Origin of the sequence: Tepidiphilus margaritifer DSM 15129, from assembly GCF_000425565.1 — a bacterium.
Classification (GTDB): domain Bacteria; phylum Pseudomonadota; class Gammaproteobacteria; order Burkholderiales; family Rhodocyclaceae; genus Tepidiphilus; species Tepidiphilus margaritifer.
In genome coordinates this window covers 106228-130520 of the sequence record NZ_AUDR01000016.1, presented here as the reverse complement: position 1 = coordinate 130520, position 24293 = coordinate 106228, and the positions used below count along the sequence as shown (strand labels likewise).

The following is a 24293-nucleotide window of genomic DNA, read 5'->3' as shown; positions in this document are numbered from 1 at the left end:
GCGGACGAGGAAAGCGATGGAATCAGCGGAAGGGTGGGGAGTACTGCAAGCCGCCTTTGTTCCATTGGGCGTTGAGGCCGCGTTCGATCTTGAGGGGGCTTCCTTTGCCGACGTTACGTTCGAACATCTCGCCGTAATTGCCCACTTGCTTGACGATCTGGTAGGCCCAGTCTTTCTTGAGCTTCATGTCCTTGCCGAAATCGGCGTCCAGACCGAGCAGGCGCCGCACCTCGGGGTTGGTGGAAGTCTTGGCCATCTGATCGACATTGGCCGAGGTGATGCCATAGTCTTCAGCCGCAACGAGGGCAAAGAGGGTCCAGCGCACCACGTTGAACCACTCGGGATCTCCCTGGCGGACTACGGGGCCGAGGGGCTCTTTCGAAATCACCTCGGGCAGCACGACGTAATCGTCCGGATGGGCGAGTTTCATGCGTTGAGCGTAGAGCTGAGATTGATCGGACGTGAGCACGTCACAGCGGCCCGATTCGAGCGCTTTGGCGGATTCATCGGACTTCTCATAGGTGACCGGCGTGTATTTCATGCCATTGGAGCGGAAGTAGTCCGAGAGATTCATCTCGGTGCTGGTACCTGCCAAAATGCAGACGGTAGCACCGTCGAGCTCGCGGGCGCTCTTCACGCCCAGTTTCTTGTTCACGAGGAATCCCTGGCCGTCGTAGTAGGTAACGCCAGCAAAGGACATGCCCATGCCGACGTCGCGCGAGATGGTCCAGGTGGAATTGCGCGACAGTACGTCGATCTCGCCCGATTGCAGGGCGGTGAAGCGCTCCTTGGCGGTGAGCGGTGTGAATTTCACTTTCTTCGCATCACCGAAGAGCGCCGCGGCCACCGCACGGCAGAAATCCGCGTCGATGCCCACGTAGTTGCCGCTTGCGTCGGTGTAGGAAAACCCCGGCAGACCGTCGCTGACGCCGCAATGCAGCACGCCGCGTTTGAGCACGGTATCGAGCGTTTGTCCCGCCCAAGCGGGGGTGGAAAGAGCGCATGCCGCAGCGAGCGCCGCGACGATGGTTTTTTTCTTCATTGAAATTTCCTCCTTGCGGGCGCGGGACCGTCGTACAGTATCGAGTAGAGTGGGGCTGATCGCAAGAGGAAATGGGGAAATCACCGACTAGGGATTTCCCTAATGGGCGGCAAGCCAAAAAGACTTACCGCCCATGAATCGGTTCAACGCTTGCGCGCAGGCGGAAGGTCGGTGCAACTACCCTCGGCGACTTCCGCGGCCAGACCCACCGTTTCGATGAGCGTTGGGTGAGGATGGATGGTGCGGGCAATGTCGCCTGCTTCCGCCCCCATCTCGATCGCCAGGCAGATTTCACCGATCAGATCCCCGGCACCGGCGCCGACGATGGCGCCACCGACCAGGCGGTGCGTCTCGGTGTCGAACAGCAGTTTGGTGAATCCTTCCTCGCAACCGTTGGCGATCGCCCGCCCCGAGGCGGCCCAGGGAAAGACGGCCTTTTCTACTTTGAGACCACGGGCCTTGGCTTCGGCTTCGGTGAGTCCGGCCCAGGCGATCTCGGGGTCGGTGTAGGCCACCGATGGGATCTGCAGCGCATCGAACGCCGCTTTCCGGCCGGCGGCCGCTTCCGCCGCCACATGCCCTTCGTGCACGGCTTTGTGGGCGAGCATCGGATTGCCGGTGAGGTCCCCGATGGCGAAAACGTGGGGCACGTTGGTGCGCCGTTGCGGGTCGACCGGGATGAATCCGCGTTCATCCACGCGCACGCCCGCCGCATCGAGTCCGAGCAGGGGGCCGTTGGAGCGACGCCCCACGGCCACCAGCACGAGGTCGTAGCGTTGCCCTTCCTTGGGCGCCGCTTCGCCCTCGAACCTCGCCCAGATACCGTCTGCGCGCGCCTCGAGCGCCGTGGTGCGCGTGTTGCGGTAGAGCGCCCCGAAGCGGGCGGCGTTTTTCTTCTCCCAGACGCGAACGAGGTCACGGTCGGCACCGGGAAAGAGATCCGCCGTCGCCTCCACCACATCGACCGTGGCGCCGAAGGCGGCATAGACCGTACCCATTTCCAGGCCGATGATGCCGCCGCCCACCACCAGCATGCGCTTTGGCAGCAAGGGCAGGGCGAGCGCCCCCGTGGAGTCTACCACGCGGGGATCGTCCGGCTGGAACGGCAGGCGCACCGGCTGCGAACCGGCGGCAAGGATCGCCTGTTCGAATTCGATGGTTTCGACCACGCCGGTTTCGCGCGCAGGATTGCCCTCCATGCGCCGCACTTCGAGGTGATGGGGGCCGACGAGCCGGCCTTCCCCCTGCAGCACCCGCACGCCGCGCGCCTTGGCCATGCCCGCGAGGCCCTTGGTCAATCGCCCTACGACCTCGTCACGATGGGCGCGCACCCGCTCGAGCTCGATTTTGGGCGCCTCGAAGACGATCCCGGCCTGGGCGAGGTGATCGCGTGCGCCGATGCCGGCAGCCAGATGCAGCAGGGCCTTGGAGGGGATGCAGCCCACGTTGAGGCACACCCCTCCAAGCACGGGTTCGCGCTCGACCAGCAATACGTCGAGCCCGAGATCGGCTGCGCGGAAGGCGGCGGAATAGCCGCCTGGGCCGCCGCCGAGCACGAGCAGCTGACAGCGGTGGTGGACTTCTCCGGCGAAGGCGGGTACGGACGACGTTACTGCCGGCACGGGAGCCGATCCGGACGGTGCCGGGGCGCTCGCTGCGGCGGATTCGGCAGGGGCAGAGGATGCTTCGGCCCCCTTGCCCGCTTCGTTGGCTTCGAGGCGGATGACGGGGGTGCCTTCGGAGACCTTGTCGCCGACCTTGACGAGCACCTCGCGCACGATGCCGGCCACCGGGCAGGGCACGTCCATGGTGGCCTTGTCCGATTCGAGGGTGCAGATCGGATCTTCGGGCGCAAGCACGTCACCGGGCTTGACCAACACCTCGATCACCGGCACGTCGTGATAGTCGCCGATGTCCGGTACCTTCACTTCGATGAGGGACATGGAATTCGCCTCCGCGTCAGAGCAGCACCCGCCGGAAGTCGGCGAGCAGCTGGGCAAGGTGGGTGGTGAAGCGCGTGGCGTACGCCCCGTCGATGACGCGATGATCCGCCGTGAGCGACAGCGGCAGGATCTGACGCGGAACGAACGCCTTGCCGTCCCATACCGGTTTGACGGCGATCTTGTTCACGCCGAGGATCGCCACTTCCGGCGCATTGATGATGGGGGCAAATCCCGTGCCGCCGATCCCTCCCAGGCTGGAGATGGTGAAGGTGGCGCCCTGCATCTCGGCCGGCTTGAGCTTGCCTTCGCGCGCCTTACGGGCGAGTTCGGATGTTTCGACGGCGATGTCGCGCAGTCCCTTTTTGTCGGCCTCTTTCAGCACCGGCACCACCAGACCCTGCGGTGTGTCGGCGGCGAAGCCGATATGGTAGTAGCGCTTATAGACGAGCTTGTCCCCGTCGAGGCTGGTGTTCATGTCGGGGAATCGCTGCAGCGCCGCCACCACCGCCTTGATGAGGAAGGCGAGCATGGTGAACTTGATCCCTTCCTTTTCGTGCTCGCGGTTGAGCTCGCGGCGGAAGGCTTCGAGCTCGGTGACGTCGGCCTCGTCGTGGTAGGTGACCGCCGGGATCATGATCCAGTTGCGCGCGAGATTCGCCGCCGAGATCTTCTTGATGCGCCCCAGTTCCTTGACCTCGATCGGGCCGAACTTGGCGAAGTCGACCTTGGGCCACGGCGGCAATTCCAGGCCGGCGAGCAGCGTGCCGCCGCCCGCCTCCTTGGCCGGCGCCTGCGCTTCGCCCTGCATTACGCGCTTGACGTAGGCAACGACATCCTCACGCAGGATGCGGCCGTTCGGCCCGGACGCAGTGACCTTGGAGAGATCGACCCCGAGCTCGCGGGCAAAAGCCCGCACCACCGGGCTGGCGTGGATCTTGCCTCCGAGCTGGATCGGCGTGGGCGCAACGGGGGCCGGCGCCGCGGGTTCGAGCACCGGGGCCCAGGCGGTCGCGCCGACGGCAGGAGCCGATCGCGTCGGCTCGGAGGCAGGTGTCTTGGCCTGTTCGCCCGCCTCGCTGGCTTCGAGGCGGATGACGGGGGTGCCTTCGGAGACCTTGTCGCCGACCTTGACGAGCACCTCGCGCACGATGCCGGCCACCGGGCAGGGCACGTCCATGGTGGCCTTGTCCGATTCGAGGGTGCAGATCGGATCTTCGGGCGCAAGCACGTCACCGGGCTTGACCAACACCTCGATCACCGGCACGTCGTGATAGTCGCCGATGTCCGGTACCTTCACTTCGATGAGGGATGCCATCGGGAATCTCCTTTAGGCCGTGCGCGGATTGGGTTTGGCGGGGTCGATGCCGTAGCGGACGATGGCTTCGGCCACCTTGCGCCGCGGCAGTTCGCCGTCTTCGGCGAGCGCCATGAGCGCGGCGAGCGTCACCCAGTGCCGATCGACCTCGAAATGGAATCGCAGCTTCTCGCGGGTATCGGAACGCCCGAATCCGTCGGTGCCCAAGGTGTAGTAAGTGCGCTTGACGAAGGGGCGGATCTGCTCGGCGTAGAGCTTGACGTAGTCGGTCGCCGCCACTGCCGGGCCGCGGTGCCCGGAGAGTTTTTGCTCGACGTGGCTCTTGCGCGGCGCTTCCAGCGGATGCAAGAGGTTCCAGCGCACCGTGTCCTGGCCGTCGCGGGCGAGCTCGTTGAAGCTCGTGCAGCTCCACACGTCGGCAGCCACGCCCCAGTCTTCGCGCAGGATGTCGGCCGCGGCCATCACTTCGCGCAGGATAGAACCGCTGCCCATGAGCTGGACGCGGGGAGCGTCGCCGGCTGCAGCGGCGCGCAGCAGATACATTCCCTTGAGGATGTCCTCGCGCACCCCCTCGCCTTCGGGCATGGGCGGATGCTCGTAGTTCTCGTTGAGCACGGTGATGTAGTAGAAGACGTCTTCCTGCTCTGCCATCATGCGCCGCAAGCCTTCGTGCACGATCACGGCGAGTTCGTACTGGAAGGTCGGGTCGTAGCTGATGCAGTTGGGCACGACGTGCGCGAGCACGTGGCTGTGGCCGTCCTGGTGTTGCAGCCCTTCCCCGTTCAAGGTCGTGCGCCCCGAGGTGCCGCCGATGAGAAAGCCCCGGGCGCGCTGATCTCCCGCCGCCCAGATGAGATCCATCGTGCGCTGGAAGCCGAACATGGAATAGAAGATGTAGAAGGGGATCGTGATCACGTCGTGCACGCTGTAGCTCGTGGCCGCCGCGATCCAGTCGCTCGTCGCGCCCGCTTCGTTGATCCCCTCCTCCAGGATCTGGCCGTCGCGCGACTCCTTGTAGAACATCAGCTGGTCATGATCCTCGGGAACGTATTTCTGCCCTTCCTGGTTCCAGATGCCGAACTGGCGAAACATCCCTTCCATGCCGAAGGTGCGCGACTCGTCCGGTACGATGGGCACCACGCGCTTGCCGATCTTCTTGTCGCGCATGAGCTGGATCATCATGCGTACCAGCGCCATGGTCGTGGAGATCTCGCGCCCTTCGCCGCTGCCGGCAAAGAAGGAGGCAAACGATTCGAGCGGCGGAATTTCCAGCGATTCGCTCGCTTTCTGCCGCCGCTGCGGCAGATAGCCGCCCAGCGCCTGGCGCCGTTCGTGCATGTAGCGCGCCTCGGGCGAGTCGGGCGCGAAGGTGAGGAAAGGCAGCGCATCGATCTGGTCGTCGGGGACCGGCAGACGGAAACGGTCGCGGAAACTGCGGATCGCGTCGTGATCCATCTTCTTCGCCTGGTGGGCGATGTTCATCGCCTCGCCCGCCTGGCCCATGCCGTAGCCCTTGATGGTCTTGGCGAGGATCACCGTCGGCTGCCCCTCGTGTTCGACGGCGGCCTTGTAGGCAGCGTGCACTTTGAAGATGTCGTGGCCGCCGCGGTTGAGTTGCCAAATCTCCTCGTCGGTCCAGTCGGCCACCAGCGCCTTGAGCTCGGGCGTATTGAAGAAATGCTCGCGGATGTAGGCTCCGTCCTTGGCGCGGAACGTCTGATAGTCCCCGTCGCACAGCTCCATCATGCGTTTTTTCAGGATGCCCTTCTTGTCGCGGGCAAAGAGCGCGTCCCAACGCGAGCCCCAGATCACCTTGATGACGTTCCAGCCGGCGCCACGGAACTCGGCTTCCAGCTCCTGGATGACCTTGCCATTGCCTCGCACCGGGCCGTCGAGCCGCTGCAGGTTACAGTTGATGACGAAGATGAGGTTGTCGAGCTTCTCGCGCGCCGCCAGACCGATCGCCCCCAAGGTCTCGACCTCGTCGGTTTCGCCATCGCCGACGAAACACCACACTTTGCGCTTGGCGGCACGTTCCGCGTCGAGCACCCCCCGGCAGGCGAGATACTTGATGAAACGCGCCTGATAGATCGCCTGGATGGGACCCAAGCCCATCGACACGGTGGGAAACTGCCAGAAGGCCGGCATCAGCCAAGGGTGGGGATAGGAGGAAAGCCCCTTGCCGTCGATCTCGCGGCGGTAGTTGATGAGCTGCTCTTCCGTGAGCCGCCCGAGCATGAAGGCGCGCGCGTAGATCCCGGGCGCGGAGTGCCCCTGGAAGAAAACGAGGTCCCCCAGATGATGCTCGTTCGGCGCACGGAAAAAATGGTTGAAGCCGACGTCGTAGAGTACGGCGGCCGAGGCGAACGAGGCGATGTGCCCGCCCACGTTGGAATCACGGTTGGCGCGCACCACCATGGCCATCGCGTTCCAACGGATGTAGGAATGGATCTTGATCTCGAGGTCGGGATCGCCGGGATAAGGGGGCTGCAATTCGACCGGGATGGTGTTGATGTAGGCCGTGTTGGCCGAGTAGGGGAGATCGACGCCATGCTCTCGCGCCTCCTCGATCAGGGTCTCGAGGAGCGCGTGCGCCCGTTCCGGCCCTTCGTGCTCGAGGACGGCATCGAGCGCTTCCAGCCACTCGCGCGTTTCTTCGGGATCCGGATCCGGGTGGTTGTGGTGCTGGGATTGAACGGACATGGAGGCCTCCTTTTGCGATCGACGTCCCGCAATATAAAATTTAATTTCACGAAGTGCAATCGTGCGCTGCAGCACAAAAAGACGTTATCATGACTACGGGTTTTCCCTAGTGGTGGAACGACCAAGAATGCGCGACAGTCTCATCGAGGAATTTTCCTTCCCCCGCGCTTTCCCATATCCATGAAGACCCACCTTTCGGCCATCGCTGCGCCTGAAGCGCATCCTTCGAGATTCGGCGCCGCCGCGGTCCTGTTTGCCTTGATCATGTTAGGTACGGGGGCCATGCTTTACCAGTGGGGGGCATCGGGAGCGGCCACCGGGATCGACACCGAGATGCTCACCATGCTCTTGGTGATTGCGGCGCTGGGCGGTTGGGTCATCGTGCTGCTCGTACGCTCACGGACACGAGAGTTGGCCATGGCGCGCTTGCTGCGCGAACGGGACCGGCTCTTCCATTTCTCGCTCGACCTGCTGGCGATCCTGACGCAAGACGGGAAAATCTTGCGGTGCAACGCCGCCTTTCCCCGTGTGCTCGGCTATACCGAGCGAATGCTCCAGGGAAAATCGCTCATCGACTTGGTGCATCCCGACGACTGGGGCGAGACGATGTCGGCGCTACGTCGGCTCTCGAGTGGCGAAGCCGTGGAATTCGTCGCCCGCGTGCATGGCATCACCGGTGAATATCGCTGGCTGTCGTGGCACATCAACCCGGTCAATGATGAAGATGCTTGCTACGCGATCGCGCATGACATCACCCGGGCAAAACAAACCGAGCAGGCGCTACAGGCCGAGATGGCGTTTCGTCGCGCCATGGAGGAATCCCTCGTCACCGGCCTGCGGGCGATCGATCTGCAGGGGCGCATCATCTATGTGAACCCCGCTTTCTGCCGGCTGGTCGGATTCACGGAAGAGGAACTCCTCGGCTGTGGTCCGCCGTTTCCTTATTGGCCGGAAGAATCGTTCGAGACGTGCTGGGAGAGCCTGCGCATGACGCTCGCGGGACGCTTTCCTCCCGACGGATTCGACATGCGCATCCGGCGCAAGGATGGAGAACGGCTCGATGCGCGCTTCTACCTCTCGCCGCTCATCGATGGCGAGGGGCGGCACACCGGCTGGATGGCCGCGGTGACGGACGTAACCGAGGCACGGCGGGTCCGCGCCGCGCTCGAGGCGGCCCAACGCCGTTTCGCTGCGGTGCTGGAAGGGCTCGATGCCGCGGTGTTCGTCGCCGACTGGGCGAGCGACGAGATCCTCTTCGCCAACCGGGCATTCAAGCGTATCTATGGGTTCGATGCGGTGGGACGAAGCGCGGCGGCCATTGGCGTACCGCGACCGATCTCCCCGGAACCGGACGGATCTCACCCCGACGAAGAGACCTTGCCTCGCGAGCTGTTCGACGGCGAAGTGCAGCACCCCGAATCCGGGCGCTGGTATCACGTCCATGAACAGCTCACGCGGTGGGTCGACGGGCGGATCGTGCGCATGGCGATCGCCACCGACATTACCGTGCATCAGCATTTGCGTGCGCTCGAGCTGCAGCGCCAGGTCCAATTGCATCAGACGGCACGGCTCATCACCATGGGCGAGATGGCTTCCACGCTCGCGCACGAGCTCAACCAACCGCTTGCGGCGATCGCCAATTATTGCCGCGGCGGCATGAGCCGCTTGGAACAAGGACGGCTCGACGAGGCGGCAGTCCGCGCCGTGCTGGAAAAAGCAGCGACGCAGGCCGAGCGCGCCGGCTCCATTCTCAACCGCATCCGCGACTTCGTACGCAAGTCCGAACCCAGGCGCGAAGCGGTGCCGCTCGCCGAAATCGTGGCGGGTGCCGTCGAAATCATGACCCCGGAGGCCAAGCGTAACAACGTGCGTCTCCTGGTGGAGCTTCCGGCCGACCTTCCCCGCGTGCGGGCCGATCCGATCCTGATCGAGCAGGTACTGGTCAATTTGATGCGCAATGGCATCGAAGCGATGGCACAGACGCGGCCTGCGGCGCGCCAGATCCGGGTACAGGCAAGTCTCGAGGACGAGCGCCACGTGTCCGTGTCCGTGATCGATCGGGGCCGCGGTCTCTCGCCCGAGGAACGCGAGCAGATTTTCACTTCGTTTTTCACCACCAAACCCGATGGGCTGGGAATGGGGCTGAAGATCTGCCGCTCCATCGTCGAATTCCACGCAGGGCGCCTGACCGTGGAGGACAATCCTCAAGGGGGAACGGTGTTTCGCTTCACCTTGCCGTTGGAGGAATGAAGGGATGAACGGGACGGAGAAAGAACGCCTCGTGCATGTCGTCGACGACGACGAAGCGATGCGCGATTCCCTGCAATGGCTCCTCGAAGGCAGCGGCCATCACGTGCGCACGTACGCGGATGCGGCATCCTTTCTGGCCACCGGCGGGCTATCGGGAAGCGGTTGTGTGTTACTCGACGTGCGCATGCCCGGCATGAGCGGTTTGGAACTCTTCGAGGAGCTGCGTCGACGCGAGCTGCCATTGCCCGTGATCTTCATCACGGGTCACGGGGACATTCCCATGGCGGTGCGCATGTTGCGCAAGGGAGCGGTCGACTTTCTGGAAAAACCGTTTTCCGATGCGCAACTGCTCGACCGCATCGAGGAGGCGCTCGATCGCTCGCGGACGTGGTGCGAGCGGCAGCGCCGACGCCAGGAGATCGAGCGGCGCCTCGCGAGCCTGTCGCAGCGCGAGCGTGAAGTGCTCACGCTCATCGTCGCTGGTCGCCTCAACAAGCAGGTTGCCGACGACCTGGGCATCTCGATCAAGACGGTAGAAGTCTATCGCGCCCGCGTGATGGAAAAAATGGCCTGCGATTCGCTCGCCGAGTTGGTCCAGGCGATGACCTGGTGGGAGGAAGAGCGCGTCCGCCCCTGGGGTCAGCTCGAATAGACCGCGCCAGACCATTCATTTACCAGTCGCCGCGCCGCCGCCACCGTCTCGCTGGCGGTGAGCCCGATCGGGCCGACACCTTCGGCGGCGAGTCGGTCGGCCGCGGCGCCATGCAGGAAGGGGCCGAAGCGCGCCGCCAGCGGTACCGGCCAGCCTTGGGCGAGCAGGGAGCCGAGTATGCCGCTCAGCACGTCGCCCATCCCGGCGCTCGCCATACCCGGATTCCCGGTGGGATTGATCGCCCAGGCGCCGTCGGGATCGGCCACGACCGAGCCGCAGCCCTTGAGCACGACGTGCGCCCGATGGCGCCGGGCCAATTCCTGCGCCGCGGCGATGCGATCCTTTTGCACCGTCGCCACGTCGGTTCCGAGCAGTCGCGCGGCCTCCATGGGGTGGGGCGTGAGGATCGCCGGAATCGAGCGCGAACGCAGGGACTCCTGCAATTCGCCATCGACGGCCAAGCGATTGAGCCCGTCGGCATCGAGCACCAGCGGCAAAGGGGAGGGGAGAAGGCGCGCGAGCAGGGCCCTGGCCTCGTCCGAAACCCCCAAACCCGGCCCGACGACGAGCACGTCGACGCCGCGCTCGGGAATCGCGTTGCCCACCATCAGTTCCGGATGCACCGGACTGAAGGAAAGGATGTTCGGATCGAGCGCGCACAGCGTCACCTTGCCGGCGCCGGTGGCGAGCGCCGCGTGCCCGGCGAGAAAAGCCGCTCCGCTCATGCGCGGCGCCCCGCCCACCACCAACACGTGGCCGAAGCTGCCTTTGTGAGTATTCTGGCGTCGTGGCCGCAGATGACCGGCGAAGGCATCCCGCCCGAGGAGACGTCCTTGCCCCAAGTCGTGGCGCGACGGATCGATGCCCAGCGCGTCGACCATGACTTTGCCGGCTCGATCCGGGCCGTCAAGCGTGTGCAGGCCGGGCTTGTCGGCGAGGAACGTGAGGGTGGCGTTCGCCTCGAAACATGCCCCCATGCAGTGCCCGGTGTCGGCATCGAGTCCGCTGGGGACATCCACCGCCAGTTTGAACGCGGCCCACCCCTTGCTCCACTCGATCCAGGAGGCATACGGCTCACCGATGGGGCGGGCAAGACCGATGCCGAAGAGGGCATCCACGATCGCTGCCGGAGGGGCTTCGAGCGCTTCCGGTCCGGGCAAGACGACCCCGCCAGATGCCACGAACGCTTCGCGCGCCGCCGCGGCTTCACCCCCCGATCGCCCTCCGTCGAAACGACCGATCACCACGGCCTGGCGCCCAAGTGCGAGCAGCCGACGCGCCGCCACGAACCCGTCCCCGCCGTTGTTGCCCGGTCCGCACAGGACACACACCAATCCGCCAGGCGGCACGTGCGCCATCACCACGCGCGCGATCGCCGCGCCGGCACGCTCCATCAGCGGCGGATCGGCCAGGGGAACTTCCACGGCCTCGATCGCCCGGATTTCCTGCAGACGGCACAAGGGGCGGGAAGAAAGAGGTACGATGAAAGAGGGGACGAAAGGCATGACGCGACTCCCGGCTGACGATCAAACCATGTTAGAATGAAAAACCGTTTTCTTCACCCACGAATGCAAGGAACTCGGATGGAAGTCGCCGAACAGACGCCCGCGCAACAACCCGTCAATCCCCTCGAACGCTCGCTCACGCTCAACATTCCCGTGGCCGACGTCGAGAAAGACGCCGAAAAGCGGCTCAAACGCATCGCGCCCACCGTCAAGATGCCGGGTTTCCGTCCCGGCAAGGTGCCGATGCGCCTCGTCAAACAAATGTACGGCAACGAGATGTGGGCCGAAGCCGTGAGCGAGGCGATCGAACGCACCTTCAATGAAACCGTCGCCCGTGAAGGGCTGCGCGTGGCGGGCAGTTTCCGCATCGAACCCGCCGAATCGGCCGATGCGTCGATCCTTGCCTTCACGGCCCGTTTCGAAATCTATCCCGAAGTTGAACTCGCCGACCTCTCCGAGCGCACGGTCGAACGCCCGCATCTCGAGATCACCGAGGCCGAAGTCGATAAAACCCTCGAGCGGCTGCGCAAACAGCGCACCACCTACCACGAGGTCGATCGGCCGGCGCAAGAAGGGGATCGCGTCACCGTTTCCTACACCGCGCGCAAAGAGGGCGAAGTGGTCGAAAACGGCCACGTCGAGAATTTCCCCTTCGTCATCGGCGCTGGTGCTTTGCTCGAAGCCATCGAAAACGCGCCGATCGGCATGCGACCCGGTGAAACCAAAACCTTCGAGGTCACCTTCCCCGAAGACGAGGACAACAAGTTCGCCGGTCAGACCCTGCAGTTCGAGCTCACGCTGCATAAAGTCGAAGAGCCGGAGCTGCCGGCGGTCGATGCCGACTTCGCCCGCGCGCTCGGCATCGAAGATGGCGATGTGCAAAAATTGCGCGACGAGATCCGGGCTTCGCTCGAGCGCGAACTCAAGCAGCGCATCGACAACGAAGTGAAGAAACAGGTCTTCGATCTGCTGCTCACCGCCCATGATTTTGCCGTGCCGAACGCCCTCGTCGAGACCGAAGCCGAACAGCTCGTCGAGCGCACCCGCCGCGATCTGCGCATGCGCGGGTTCGACGCCGCCAAACTCGAACTCTCGCCGCAGCTCTTCGAGGAAGAGGCCCGTCGCCGCGTCAAGCTCGGGCTCATCATCGGCGAGATCGTCAAACGCCATGAATTGCAGGCCAAACCCGAGCAGGTGCGCGCCCTCGTCGAAGAAGTCGCTGCCGAGTACGAGCACCCCGAGGTGATGGTCAATTGGTATTATTCCGATCCGGAGCGCTTGGTGTCGGTAGAAGCGGTGGCGATCGAGAACAACGTCGTGCAGTGGGTGCTCGAGCAGGTTCAGGTGGCCGACAAGCCCGTCGAGTTCGACGAGTTCATGACGCAGCGTCCCGCCTGATGGGGAACGAATTCGCGCGTTTTCGCGTCAACCGCGATTGAACACATTCCTGCGTGAGGAACCATGAAAGAACCCTTTGAGGCGAACACCCCGCTCGGGCTCGGCCTCGTGCCGATGGTGGTGGAGCAGAGCGGCCGCGGCGAGCGGGCCTACGACATCTACTCGCGCCTGCTCAAGGAGCGCGTGGTCTTTCTCGTTGGCCCCGTCGACGATGCGGTCGCGAGCCTCGTCGTCGCGCAGCTCCTCTTTCTCGAATCCGAGAACCCGGACAAAGACATCCACTTCTACATCAACTCCCCGGGCGGTTCGGTCACGGCAGGCATGGCCATCTACGACACGATGCAGTTCATCAAGCCCGACGTGAGCACCCTGTGCATCGGCCAGGCGGCGAGCATGGGCGCCTTCCTGCTCGCGGCAGGCGCCAAGGGCAAGCGTTATTGCCTGCCCAATTCCCGCGTGATGATCCACCAGCCCCTGGGTGGGTTTCAGGGCCAGGCCACCGACATCGAGATCCACGCCCGCGAGATCCTGAAGATCAAGGCCAAGCTCAACGAGCTCCTGGCGTTCCACACCGGCAACGACGTCGAGCGCATCGAGCGGGATACCGAGCGGGACAACTTCATGGACGCGGAAGAGGCCGTCAAGTATGGCCTCGTCGACAAAGTCCTGATCCGTCGCGGAGACATCTGAGAAACCATGGCAAAAAGCAAACGCAGCGACAGCGGCGAATTCTACTGTTCCTTCTGCGGCAAGAGCCAGCACGAGGTCAAGAAGCTCATCGCCGGCCCGTCGGTGTATATCTGCAACGAGTGCATCGAGCTGTGCAACGACATCGTGCGTCAAGATCTGGCCGAGGAGCACGGTACGGCGGCCGATGGAGAGCGGCGGCTACCCACTCCCAAGGAGCTCGTCGATTATCTCGATCAATACGTCATTGGTCAGGATTACGCCAAACGCGTATTGTCGGTCGCGGTGTATAACCACTACAAGCGCCTGGCGCTCGCGGGGCGCGACGACGAGGTGGAGATCGCCAAGAGCAACATCCTGCTCATCGGGCCTACGGGTTCGGGCAAGACGCTGCTCGCGCAGACGCTCGCACGCAAGCTCGACGTCCCGTTCGCCATCGCCGATGCCACCACGCTCACCGAGGCAGGCTACGTGGGCGAAGACGTGGAGAACATCCTCGCCCGTTTGCTCCAGACCTGCGACTTCGACGTCGAACGGGCCAAGCGGGGCATCGTTTTCATCGACGAGATCGACAAGATCACCCGCAAATCCGAGAATCCCTCGATCACGCGCGATGTCTCGGGCGAGGGCGTGCAGCAGGCGCTCCTGAAACTCATCGAAGGGACGGTCGCCTCCGTGCCGCCGCAGGGGGGGCGCAAGCATCCGAACCAAGATTTCATCCAGCTCGACACCACCAATATCCTCTTCATCTGCGGCGGCGCGTTCGAAGGGCTGGAAAAGATCGTCGAACAACGCACGGAAGCGGCCGGTATTGGCTTTGGGGCTTCCGTGGCCAGCAAGAAGGAGCGCAAGAAATCCGAATTGCTGCGTCAGGTCGAACCCGACGATCTCGTGCGTTTCGGGCTGATTCCCGAATTCGTCGGACGCTTGCCGGTGATCGTGCCGCTCGAGGAGCTCGACGAAGAAGCGCTCATACGCATCGAGACCGAGCCGAAGAACGCGCTCGTCAAGCAATACCGCAAACTGTTCGAGATGGAAGGCGTGGAGCTCGAATTCACTCCCGGAGCCATCCGGGCGATCGCTCGTAAAGCCATCGAGCGTCGTACAGGTGCACGGGGCCTGCGTTCCATCATGGAAGAGGTGTTGCTCGACCTGATGTTCGATCTGCCCAACCTCAGCAGTGAGGGAGTGCGCAAGATCATCATCGAAGAATCCACCGTGACGCAAGGCACACCCCCCCTCAAGCTCAGCGGCGAGGAAGCCCGCGTCAGCGGCGCGAACTGAGCCGTCTGTCTGTTTTTACCTCCATTTGGTGCGGAGCCCGCTCCTGGCTCCGCTGCCAATGCGTTTTCCCCCCTTGATTTTTGCTCCCCAAGCTACCATATTGCACGGTAGCGATTCCTCGCCTCATCAGGATTTTCACCCATGACAGAAATCATCCAAGCCCAGGGGAAAACCCTCGAACACCTGCCGTTGCTGCCTTTGCGCGACGTGGTGGTGTTCCCCCACATGGTCATCCCGCTTTTCGTGGGGCGACCTAAGTCCATCAAGGCGCTCGAGCGTGCCATGGAAAATGGCGGCCGGCTCGTGCTCGCCACCCAGAAAGACGCCGCCAAGGACGATCCCGGTCCCGAGGACATCTTCACGCTCGGCTGCATCGCCCACGTGCTGCAGATGCTCAAACTGCCCGACGGCACGGTCAAGGTGCTCATCGAAGGACGGCAGCGCGCGCGTTTCGATCGCATCCTCGAAGAAGGCGACACTTTCGTCGCCTTGGCTGAGCCCCTGGAAACCCAGAGCGGGGATGCCCGCGAGACCGAGGCGCTACGCCGCTCGCTGCTGTCGGCCTTCGAGGAGTACGTCAAGCTCAACCAGAAGCTGCCTCAAGAGCTCGTTGCCTCGCTCGCGGCGCTCGAAGATCCCGAGCATCTCACCGACATCATCGCTGCCCATCTGCCGCTGAAGATCGACAAGAAACAAGAGCTGCTCGAAATCACTGCGCTCGTGCCCCGCATGGAGCGCCTGCTCGCGCTGCTCGAGGCCGAGATCGACATTCTCGAAGTCGAGAAGCGCATCCGCAGCCGGGTCAAGCGCCAGATGGAGAAATCCCAGCGCGAGTTCTACCTCAATGAGCAGGTCAAGGCGATCCAGAAGGAGCTCGGCGAGGGCGACGAACAGGCCGAACTCGAGGAGCTCGAGAAGAAAATCAAGGCCGCCGGCATGCCCAAGGAGGTGCAAGAAAAAGCCGAGGCCGAGCTCAAGAAGCTGCGCATGATGTCGCCCATGTCGGCCGAAGCCACCGTGGTGCGCAACTATCTCGACGTGCTCGTGAGCTTGCCGTGGAACAAGCGCACACGCGTACGCCTGGATTTGGCTCGGGCGCAGAAGATCCTCGATACCGATCACTACGGCCTGGAAAAAGTCAAGGAACGCATCGTCGAGTACCTCGCCGTGCAAAAGCGCGTCGACGTCGTCAAGGCCCCCATCCTGTGTCTCGTCGGTCCTCCCGGCGTGGGCAAGACCTCGCTCGGGCAGTCGATGGCACGCGCCACGGGGCGCAAGTTCGTGCGTATGGCGCTGGGCGGGGTGCGCGACGAAGCCGAGATCCGCGGCCATCGGCGCACCTATATCGGCGCCATGCCGGGGCGCATCATCCAGAGTCTCATCAAGGTCGGCGTGAAGAACCCGCTCTTCCTGCTCGATGAAGTCGACAAGATCGGCATGGATTTTCGTGGTGATCCGAGCTCGGCGCTGCTGGAAGTGCTCGACCCCGAGCAAAACCATGCCTTCCAGGACCACTACGTCGAGGTCGATTTCGACCTCTCGGAAGTGATGTTCGTGGCTACGGCCAATACGCTCAACATTCCGGCGCCGCTGCTCGATCGCATGGAGGTGATTCGCCTCTCCGGCTACACCGAGGACGAGAAGATCGCCATCGCCGAGCGCTATCTGCTGCCCAAGCAGATGAAACTCAACGGAGTGAAGAAGAACGAGCTCAGCGTCACCACTGCGGCGATCCGCGACATCGTGCGCTACTACACGCGGGAAGCCGGCGTACGCAGTCTCGAGCGCGAGATCTCCAAGATCTGCCGCAAGGTGATCAAAGGGTTGCTGTTGAAAGCGCTGAAAGCCCCTGTCACGGTGGATTCGGCTGATCTCGAAACCTATCTGGGCGTGCGCAAATACACCTTCGGCGTGGCCGAGAAGGAGAACCAGGTCGGACAAGTCACTGGACTTGCCTGGACCGAAGTCGGTGGTGAGCTCCTTACCGTGGAAGCCGCGGTGATGCCGGGCAAGGGCAAGGTCATCACCACGGGCAAACTCGGCGAGGTCATGCAGGAGTCCATCCAGGCAGCCATCACCGTGGTGCGCAAGCGCGCGCGCAAGCTCGGTATTCCCGAAGATTTCTACGAGAAGACCGACGTGCACGTGCACTTGCCCGAAGGCGCCATCCCCAAAGACGGCCCTTCAGCGGGCATCGCCATCACCACGGCGCTGGTGTCCGCGCTCACCGAGATTCCGGTGCGCTGCGACGTGGCCATGACCGGCGAGATCACCTTACGCGGCGAGGTGCTGGCGATCGGCGGGCTCAAGGAGAAGCTGCTCGCCGCGGTGCGCGGTGGCATCCGTAAGGTGCTCATCCCCGAGGAGAACGTCAAGGATCTGGCCGAGATCCCCGAAAACGTCAAAAGCGCGCTCGAGATCATTCCCGTGCGCTGGATCGAGCAGGTGCTCGAGCTCGCCCTCGAGCGCAAGCCCGAACCCTTGGCCCCCGCGAGTGAACCACCCGTTGCGACGCCAGTCATTGCCGCGAGTAGTACCACGAGCACGGGCGTGAGCCCGGCGGCAAGCGAATTGCCGCATTGAGTTTTGCTTCGTTTGCCAAGCAGGGCCGGTGATGATACCATTGCCGGCGCTTGCAGCGGGTGCTTAGCTCAGTTGGTAGAGCGTCGCCCTTACAAGGCGAATGTCGGCGGTTCGAGTCCGTCAGCACCCACCATCGCTCTTTCTCGGCCGTGCTATCATTGAGCGATCGAGACATGAGCGAGAGGGCTGGTAATGGTGCAACCGACGTTTCTGGCACGCAACGTGGAAACGCTGGAGAGCGCCATCGCGGCCAAGCTCGCCGTGCTCGGTATCGATCCGTCCAACGCCAAACAGATGCGGGAACTGGCGCGCGAAGCGCTCGACACCGACCCGCACAAAATCTCGCAGCATTTCTATTCGTCTTCGCTCGAGCCGCGCGTACGCGCCGAGCTCTTGGGGCTCATCGCCCTCATGTTCCAAACCATGGCCTCGGCCGCGAGCATGGGAGAGGAGCTCCACGGTGGCCCCGTGTGGAAGGCCGTGGCGCGGGCAATCTACGAGGAAGCGGAATCCCGTGGACTCCTGCCTGAAAAAGGGACGTAAATGCGGCAGGATCCCGTCTCGTCCTCATCTCGGCTCGAGACGCGCCTACGGCTCGCGTTGGAAGCGGCGGAGCTGGCGACGTGGGATCTGGATTTCGTGCATGAAACTGCCTGGCTCGATGCTCAATGGAGTCGGTGGGTAGGCTTAGGCAGCGAGCCCGTCCGCCTCAGTTTTGCTCAATGGCGTTCTTTCGTCCATCCCGACGACTGGCTCAAGGTGCGCTCGGCCCTCATCGATCTCCTGAAAGGAAAAACCGCAATTTATCAGCAGCGTTACCGTATTCGAACACCGGATGGCCGCATCCTGTGGCTCGAAGATCGTGGCCAGGTATGCGACCGCGACCCGCAAACGGGATGGGCGCTGCGCGCGATCGGCGTGTCACGCGACGTGACCCAAGAAGAAGAAAAAATCCAGCGAGATCGCCTTCTGACCGCGGCGCTGCGTCATGCGCCGGTGGGCATCATGATCGCCGCGGCCGACGGCACCGTCGAATGGGTCAACCCGGCGCTCGAGCAGATCACGGGTTACAGCGCGGACGAACTCATCGGTACGCGGGCAGGACTTCTCTTTCATAGTGGCGTTCAGACGGAATCGTTTTACCGGGAATTATGGGAGACGATTTCCCGGGGGGCAGTCTGGCAAGGAAGGATGGTGAACAAGACGGCAACAGGGGAATTGCGCCACCACGACGTGACCATCGCCCCTGTCACCGACAACGAGGGGCGGCCTTTGCGCTACATCGCCACCTATCGCGACGTGACCGACCAGGTGCTGCTCGAGGAACGGCTCGAACGCATGGCCATGACCGATCCCCTCACCGAGCTGCCCAACCGTCGGGCCTTTCTCGATGCCATGAACAAGGAGTTTCAGCGCGTCGTTCGTTCCGGATTTGCGATCAATTCTTCCTTTTGCCTCATCGATCTCGATTACTTCAAACGCATCAACGACACGCTTGGGCATGCCGCAGGAGATGCCGTGCTGCGCCATTTCGCCCAGACGGTGCGACAAACCCTGCGGCAGATGGACGTCTGTGGTCGACTGGGCGGAGAGGAGTTCGGCATCCTGTTGCCGCAAACCGATGATCGCGCGGCCATAGCGGCGATGGAGCGGCTTCTACGCACGATCCGCCAAAGCGTCGTCGTCTTCGAAGGCCATGCGATCCGCTATACGGTGAGCGCCGGCGGCACCTCGTTTGCAATCAGCGATCGCACGATCGACGACGTGTTCGCCCGCGCCGACCGGGCGCTCTATCGCGCCAAAGAATATGGGCGAGACCACTTGGTTTGGATCGCTCCGGAAGATCAGTAACTTGTCATTGCCACGAATAGAGGGGAATTCAATGGATTTGTGCGTAATCGGGACCGGCTACGTCGGTCTCGTGACGGGGGCGTGTTTCGCCGAGATGGGCAATGAAGTATGGTGCGTCGATGTCGATGCGGCCAAGATCGAAGGGCTGAAAGCCGGGAAGCTGCCCATCTACGAGCCGGGGCTCGAGGAGATCGTCGAGCGCAACTACCAAGAAGGGCGGCTGCGTTTCACCACCGATCTGGGCGAGGCGATGGCCGAGTGCGACGTGCTCTTCATCGCCGTAGGCACCCCTCCGCTCGAAGACGGCTCGGCCGACCTGCAGCACGTGCTCACGGTCGCGCGCGATATCGGTCGGCGGCTTTCGCGCTACAGCGTGATCGTCGACAAATCCACGGTTCCCGTGGGAACCGCCGAGCGAGTGCGCCGTGCGATCCAGGCAGAGCTCGATGCGCGTGGCGTGTCGATCCCGTTCGATGTCGTTTCCAACCCTGAATTCCTCAAGGAAGGCGCTGCGGTCGAGGATTTCATGCGCCCGGACCGCATCATCGTCGGTACGGATTCGGAGGCGGCGCGCGAGCGCATGGCCGAGCTCTACGCGCCCTTCAACCGCAGCCACCAGCGCGTCATCCACATGGGCGTGCGCGATGCCGAGATGACGAAGTACGCCGCCAACGCCATGCTCGCCACCAAGATCTCTTTCATGAACGAGATCGCGGCATTGTGCGAGCGCTACGGCGTCGATGTGGAGAATGTCCGCTTGGGCATCGGAGCGGATCACCGCATCGGCTACCACTTCATCTATCCGGGCTGCGGCTACGGCGGTTCGTGTTTTCCCAAGGATGTCAAGGCGCTCATCGCCATGGCGCAGGCAGCCGGGGTCGAACCGGAAGTGCTCGCGGCGGTGGAAGAGCGCAACGCCAAGCAGAAGCGGGTACTGGAAGAAAAAATCGTCGCCCGTTTCGGCGAAGACCTCACCGGACGGACTTTCGGCGTGTGGGGGCTTGCATTCAAGCCGGGGACCGACGACATGCGCGAAGCGCCGTCGATTCCGCTCATCCAAGGCCTGATCGGGCGCGGGGCCCGGGTGCGCGCCTACGATCCGGTCGCCATGGACAACGCACGACGAGTATTCCCGGCGCAATGGTTCGACGAGGGTCGCCTCGTCTTCACCCGCCATCAGTACGACGCGCTCGAAGAAGCCGACGCCATGGTCCTGGTGACCGAATGGAAACCCTTCCGCCATCCCGATTTCGCGGCGATCAAACGGCTCCTGAAAACGCCCATGATCTTCGACGGGCGCAACCAGTACGATCCGCAGCAGCTCCAGCGGCTGGGAATCGCCTACGTCGGCATCGGGCGGGCGAATGCGCTTGCAGGGGAAGAGAGCAGGGCGGTTGCGCTTTGATCCGCCGAGAGGGGTGCCTCACCCCCGCCTAGGCGGGGGAGGGCAGGGTTAGGCAGCGGCGAGCGCCTGGTCGAGATCCGCGATCAGGTCGTCGACGTGTTCGATCCCTACCGACAGCCGGATCATGTCTTCGCTCACGCCGGCCTTTTTCAGCTCTTCGGCCGAGAGCTGGCGGTGCGTGGTGGACGCCGGATGGCAGGCGAGCGTTTTCGCATCGCCGATGTTCACGAGCCGGGTCACGAGCTTGAGCGCATCCTGGAAGCGGGCACCGGATTCCCGGCCACCCTTGACACCGAAGGTGAGGATGCCGGAGGCGCGGCCGCCGAGGTACTTCTGCACCAGGGCATGATCGGGATGATCCGGCAGTCCGGCGTAATTGACCCAACCCACTTTCTGGTGAGTGCGCAGGAAGTTGGCGATGCGCACGGCATTGTCGCAGATGCGATCCATGCGCAGCGGCAAGGTCTCGATTCCCTGCAGAATGAGGAAGGCGTTGAAGGGGCTGAGCGCCGCGCCCATGTTGCGCAAGGGCACCACGCGCGCCCGGGCGATGTAGGCCGCAGCACCGAAGCTTTCCGTGTAGCTCACGCCGTGATACGACGGATCGGGCTCGACCAGCATGCGGAAGCGCGTTTTGTGCTCGGCCCAGGGAAACTTGCCGCTGTCGACGATCATCCCGCCGATGGAATTCCCGTGTCCGCCGAGGTACTTGGTGAGCGAATGCACCACGATGTCGGCGCCGTGCTCGAAGGGACGGCAGAGGTAAGGGGAGGGGACGGTGTTGTCGACGATGAGCGGAAGGCCGTGCTCGTGGGCGATCGCCGCGAGCCGCTCGAAGTCGGTGATGTTGCCGAGCGGATTGCCGATCGATTCGCAGAAGATCGCCTTGGTCTTGTCATCGATGAGACGGGCGAAGGAAGCCGGATCGCGATGGTCGGCGAAGCGCACCTCGATGCCGTACTTCGGCAGGGTGTGGGCGAAGAGGTTGTAGGTGCCGCCATAGAGCGTGGCCGAACTCACTATGTTGTCGCCAACTTCGGCGATCGTCTGGATGGCATAGGTGATGGCCGCCATGCCCGAGGCGAGTGCCAGACCCGCGATGCCACCTTCCATGGCCGCGACGCGCTTTTCCAGCACGTCGCAGGTCGGGTTCATGATTCGGGTATAGATGTTACCCGGCACCTTGAGATCGAAGAGATCCGCGCCGTGCTGCGTGTCGTCGAAGGCGTAGGACGTGGTTTGGTAGATCGGTACCGCCACGGCTTTGGTGGTCGGATCGGGCGTATAGCCGCCATGGACGGCGAGCGTCTCGATGCGCATGAAACGGTCTCCTGGGGGATGGTGTGCGGGAATATAGCACGATGACTGGAAGCGGACAGCGGGGGGAATGGACATGTCCTTATTCCCGGATGCTCCGGATCGGCCGAGGCGTGGCTACCTATCCGGACACCGTGCCGCCTTCGGAGGCTGACGCTGCCTCTCCGTCGTAAAGTCTATTTTACATAATACAAATTATCACGCTTTTATCGGAACGACGACCCGATCTCGTTTGGGTCGTGTAAGATTTCGCCATGTCTCCACACGCGCTGCTCCTGGTTCTGACGATTCATGCCATGGCCTTGATTTCGCCAGGGCCAGACTTCGCCGTGGTCACTCGCTTGTCCATCGTCTCGGGTCGAGGCGCAGGAATTGCCGCGGCCGCTGGCGTGGCCTCGGCCATCGGTCTCTACGTTCTCTCTTGTCTCTTGGGATTGTCTCTGCTCTTGCATGCCTTACCGATGCTGTCGTGGCTCCTTTCCGTTGTCGGAGCCGCCTATCTGGCGTACCTCGGTATCCAATGCCTCACTTCGCAAGGCACCCTACCAGAAGCCGACCCGCAGCGGCAAAAGGGCAAAGCTTTTCTCACCGGTTTTTTGACGAACCTGCTCAATCCCAAGGCCATGGTCTATTTCGGTTCGATCTTGTCTCAAATCCTGAAACCGAACATGAGTCTACGCGAAAATCTGTCGATCTTCGCGCTTCTCGTGATGGAATCCTTCCTCTGGTTCGCCTTCGTGGCGTGGACGTTTTCTTCGCCCAGGATTCTCGACTGGCTGAGGTTACGACTGAAATGGTTCGAGCGCTTCGTCGGCGTGGCACTCATTGGTTTGGCGGTGAAAATGGCGAGCGTTGCCCTCGCCTGAATCGTGCAAGGATTCCTAACATCGATACGACCACGAGGACCGATAATTCCCCGCCCAACCAAACGAAGGGAGTAAGCCCTTCCCTGCCCTGCACCAGCAAATCCACGATTCCTTCACGCCATTCGGGCAAGACCCCGAGCACTCGGCCATCGGCGTCGAACCCCCCGCTCACGCCGGTATTGGTCGCTTGGACCCACGGGCGAGCGGTTTCCAGCGCGCGCACCTTGCCGATCTGCGCGTGTTGGGCCTGCGCTGCGCTGCGGTCGTACCACGCGAGGTTGGAGAGGTTGAGGAGCCAGGTGGCACCGGCGCGCACGTCGCCGGCGATGAGGTCGGCAAACGCGCTCTCGTAGCAGATGTCGACGGCGGCGGCCGTCTCGCCTACGCGCAAGAACGGCTGAAGGGGCTCGCCCGGGCCTTGGTTCGACATCGGAATCGACAAGGCGCGGAAAAACCAGCCGAAGAGCGGCGGCGAATACTCACCGAACGGAACGAGGTGACGCTTGTGATAGGCAAAAGGTGCGGCCTTGCCCTGTGCCACCGCCGAATTGTGGATGACTCCCGCTTCATCGCGCGTGAAGGCGCCATAGAGCACGGTGCGATCCTCGCCCAAGGCCTGCGCCACGAGGCCGTGCCATTCGTCGGGGATCTGCACGTCGAGCAACGGCAGGGAGGTTTCGGGCAATACCACCAGCGTGCCGCGCGTCTGTGCGATCAGCTCGGCCTGACGCCAGAGGTGACGTCCCAGCAGCGCCCCGTCCCATTTCTGATCCTGGGGAATCGCCGGCTGTACCAAACTCACCGCCAGCGGCGCGCCCAGCGGTCGGGTCCATTCCACGCCACGCAGCGCACCGCCGAGCACGGCCACGAGGGCGACGAGCGGCAGCCAGCGTCGCCAAGGCATGCCAAACGCGATGATCCCGGCAAGCGCGAAGAGAAGAAACCCCACCCCCAGCGATCCGACGAGCGGATAGAATCCCGCCAGAGGGCTGGGCGGCGTCTGGCTCAGACCGGGGCTGAGCCAAGGAAAGCCCGTGAAGGCCCAGCCGCGAACCCATTCGGCAGCCGTGAAGACTGCCGCCGTGAAAACCGCCCGGCGAAAAGCGCTTCCTGCCGGAGACCAGCGCACGGTAAGCCATGCGGCCAGCGCCCACCAGGCGGCGAGATAGGCCGCGAAGAGCGCCACCGACGCCCAGGCCGCCGGCCAAGGAAGACCGCCGTAACGCGCGAGCGCCACCGACAACCACCCCACTCCTACAAAGAAATAGGGCCAGGCCCAGAGAAGGGCCGCGACCATGGCTTGGCGTGGGCTCGCATGATTCAACGCGAACAAGAGGGGAAGGAGCGCAACGGGCAACCACCAGAAGGCCTCGGTCGGGGCGAAAGCCCAAGGGGCACTCGCGCCGGCAGCGACGATCAGACACACCGCTGCCCAAGACGGCAATGCGCGGCCGCGCAGGACGAGGCGCGGCAACCGGGCGGTCAGGCTCAC

17 protein-coding genes and 1 tRNA gene are annotated in these 24293 nt (G+C 63.4%); 11 read left to right on the top strand and 7 right to left on the bottom strand.

Translation table 11 applies throughout. The features are described from left to right. Window positions 1-22 precede the first annotated feature (22 nt). The 4 genes from H607_RS0106310 to aceE form a co-directional block, all read right to left on the bottom strand. Entirely contained in the window at window positions 23-1048 is a 1026-nt protein-coding gene (locus H607_RS0106310) for an amino acid ABC transporter substrate-binding protein (protein WP_028874726.1), read from the bottom strand. A 137-nt stretch (window positions 1049-1185) separates the two neighbouring features. Further along, window positions 1186-2985, bottom strand: a complete 1800-nt coding sequence (gene lpdA, locus H607_RS0106305; protein ID WP_028874725.1) for a dihydrolipoyl dehydrogenase — start codon at window positions 2983-2985, stop codon at window positions 1186-1188. A gap of 16 nt (window positions 2986-3001) precedes the next feature. Beyond that, window positions 3002-4300: a dihydrolipoyllysine-residue acetyltransferase gene (gene aceF, locus H607_RS12020; protein WP_051240724.1), complete on the bottom strand. Its 1299-nt coding sequence runs from the start codon at window positions 4298-4300 to the stop codon at window positions 3002-3004. A gap of 12 nt (window positions 4301-4312) precedes the next feature. Next, a complete protein-coding gene (aceE, locus tag H607_RS0106295; protein WP_028874724.1) occupies window positions 4313-7003 on the bottom strand; it encodes a pyruvate dehydrogenase (acetyl-transferring), homodimeric type in 2691 nt (896 codons plus the stop codon). A 282-nt stretch (window positions 7004-7285) separates the two neighbouring features. Between aceE and H607_RS12015 the strand changes: the two genes are divergently transcribed. Both H607_RS12015 and H607_RS12010 read left to right on the top strand, forming a co-directional pair. Further along, a complete protein-coding gene (locus tag H607_RS12015) occupies window positions 7286-9253 on the top strand; it encodes a PAS domain-containing sensor histidine kinase (RefSeq protein ID WP_211218490.1) in 1968 nt (655 codons plus the stop codon). Between the two features lie 4 nt (window positions 9254-9257). Continuing rightward, window positions 9258-9905, top strand: coding sequence for a response regulator transcription factor (locus H607_RS12010; RefSeq protein ID WP_051240722.1), 648 nt, complete (start codon window positions 9258-9260; stop codon window positions 9903-9905). On the opposite strand, the gene H607_RS0106280 is transcribed toward H607_RS12010, so the two are convergent. Continuing rightward, window positions 9893-11410, bottom strand: a complete 1518-nt coding sequence (locus tag H607_RS0106280) for an NAD(P)H-hydrate dehydratase (RefSeq protein WP_037989811.1) — start codon at window positions 11408-11410, stop codon at window positions 9893-9895. The two genes, H607_RS12010 and H607_RS0106280, sit on opposite strands and share 13 nt — an antisense overlap. 78 nt (window positions 11411-11488) lie before the next feature. Between H607_RS0106280 and tig the strand changes: the two genes are divergently transcribed. The 8 genes from tig (at window position 11489) to H607_RS12000 (ending at window position 20618) form a co-directional block, all read left to right on the top strand. Further along, complete coding sequence (gene tig / locus H607_RS0106275; protein ID WP_028874722.1) at window positions 11489-12808, top strand: trigger factor; 1320 nt, start codon at window positions 11489-11491, stop codon at window positions 12806-12808. Between the two features lie 63 nt (window positions 12809-12871). Then, window positions 12872-13498 carry an ATP-dependent Clp endopeptidase proteolytic subunit ClpP gene (gene clpP, locus H607_RS0106270; RefSeq protein WP_028874721.1) on the top strand — a complete coding sequence of 209 codons (627 nt, stop codon included), beginning with the start codon at window positions 12872-12874 and terminating at the stop codon, window positions 13496-13498. Window positions 13499-13504: 6 nt separating this feature from the next. After that, window positions 13505-14779: an ATP-dependent Clp protease ATP-binding subunit ClpX gene (gene clpX, locus H607_RS0106265; protein WP_028874720.1), complete on the top strand. Its 1275-nt coding sequence runs from the start codon at window positions 13505-13507 to the stop codon at window positions 14777-14779. Window positions 14780-14920: 141 nt separating this feature from the next. Next, on the top strand, window positions 14921-17362 hold the full coding sequence (gene lon, locus H607_RS0106260) for an endopeptidase La (protein ID WP_028874719.1): 2442 nt from the start codon (window positions 14921-14923) through the stop codon (window positions 17360-17362). Window positions 17363-17419: 57 nt separating this feature from the next. Next, window positions 17420-17495: transfer RNA gene (locus tag H607_RS0106255), tRNA-Val, on the top strand. A 59-nt stretch (window positions 17496-17554) separates the two neighbouring features. Next, entirely contained in the window at window positions 17555-17905 is a 351-nt protein-coding gene (locus H607_RS12005) for a hypothetical protein (RefSeq protein WP_037989807.1), read from the top strand. Then, on the top strand, window positions 17906-19213 hold the full coding sequence (locus H607_RS0106245; protein WP_028874718.1) for a sensor domain-containing diguanylate cyclase: 1308 nt from the start codon (window positions 17906-17908) through the stop codon (window positions 19211-19213). It begins immediately after the preceding gene. Window positions 19214-19244: 31 nt separating this feature from the next. Next, a complete protein-coding gene (locus tag H607_RS12000) occupies window positions 19245-20618 on the top strand; it encodes a UDP-glucose dehydrogenase family protein (RefSeq protein ID WP_051240721.1) in 1374 nt (457 codons plus the stop codon). Window positions 20619-20666: 48 nt separating this feature from the next. Here H607_RS12000 and H607_RS0106235 read toward each other — a convergent pair whose 3' ends face one another. Then, window positions 20667-21938, bottom strand: coding sequence for a bifunctional O-acetylhomoserine aminocarboxypropyltransferase/cysteine synthase (locus H607_RS0106235; protein ID WP_028874717.1), 1272 nt, complete (start codon window positions 21936-21938; stop codon window positions 20667-20669). 251 nt (window positions 21939-22189) lie between these two features. Between H607_RS0106235 and H607_RS0106230 the strand changes: the two genes are divergently transcribed. Further along, window positions 22190-22801, top strand: coding sequence for a LysE family translocator (locus H607_RS0106230; protein ID WP_037989806.1), 612 nt, complete (start codon window positions 22190-22192; stop codon window positions 22799-22801). Here H607_RS0106230 and lnt read toward each other — a convergent pair. Next, window positions 22758-24293 (bottom strand): apolipoprotein N-acyltransferase, encoded by a 1536-nt coding sequence (gene lnt, locus H607_RS0106225; RefSeq protein ID WP_051240719.1) that lies wholly within the window; start codon window positions 24291-24293, stop codon window positions 22758-22760. The genes H607_RS0106230 and lnt overlap by 44 nt on opposite strands.

Excerpts from the sequence above, each read along its gene's own strand:
- H607_RS12005 (WP_037989807.1), top strand. The coding sequence starts at position 17,555 with ATGGTGCAACCGACGTTTCTGGCACGCAACGTGGAAACGCTGGAGAGC.
- H607_RS0106230 (WP_037989806.1), top strand. The coding sequence starts at position 22,190 with ATGTCTCCACACGCGCTGCTCCTGGTTCTGACGATTCATGCCATGGCC.
- H607_RS0106280 (WP_037989811.1), bottom strand. The coding sequence starts at position 11,410 with ATGCCTTTCGTCCCCTCTTTCATCGTACCTCTTTCTTCCCGCCCCTTG.
- H607_RS12015 (WP_211218490.1), top strand. The coding sequence starts at position 7,286 with ATGCTTTACCAGTGGGGGGCATCGGGAGCGGCCACCGGGATCGACACC.
- aceF (WP_051240724.1), bottom strand. The coding sequence starts at position 4,300 with ATGGCATCCCTCATCGAAGTGAAGGTACCGGACATCGGCGACTATCAC.
- H607_RS0106235 (WP_028874717.1), bottom strand. The coding sequence starts at position 21,938 with ATGCGCATCGAGACGCTCGCCGTCCATGGCGGCTATACGCCCGATCCG.
- clpP (WP_028874721.1), top strand. The coding sequence starts at position 12,872 with ATGAAAGAACCCTTTGAGGCGAACACCCCGCTCGGGCTCGGCCTCGTG.
- H607_RS0106245 (WP_028874718.1), top strand. The coding sequence starts at position 17,906 with ATGCGGCAGGATCCCGTCTCGTCCTCATCTCGGCTCGAGACGCGCCTA.
- aceE (WP_028874724.1), bottom strand. The coding sequence starts at position 7,003 with ATGTCCGTTCAATCCCAGCACCACAACCACCCGGATCCGGATCCCGAA.
- clpX (WP_028874720.1), top strand. The coding sequence starts at position 13,505 with ATGGCAAAAAGCAAACGCAGCGACAGCGGCGAATTCTACTGTTCCTTC.
- H607_RS12000 (WP_051240721.1), top strand. The coding sequence starts at position 19,245 with ATGGATTTGTGCGTAATCGGGACCGGCTACGTCGGTCTCGTGACGGGG.
- lon (WP_028874719.1), top strand. The coding sequence starts at position 14,921 with ATGACAGAAATCATCCAAGCCCAGGGGAAAACCCTCGAACACCTGCCG.
- tig (WP_028874722.1), top strand. The coding sequence starts at position 11,489 with ATGGAAGTCGCCGAACAGACGCCCGCGCAACAACCCGTCAATCCCCTC.
- lpdA (WP_028874725.1), bottom strand. The coding sequence starts at position 2,985 with ATGTCCCTCATCGAAGTGAAGGTACCGGACATCGGCGACTATCACGAC.
- H607_RS12010 (WP_051240722.1), top strand. The coding sequence starts at position 9,258 with ATGAACGGGACGGAGAAAGAACGCCTCGTGCATGTCGTCGACGACGAC.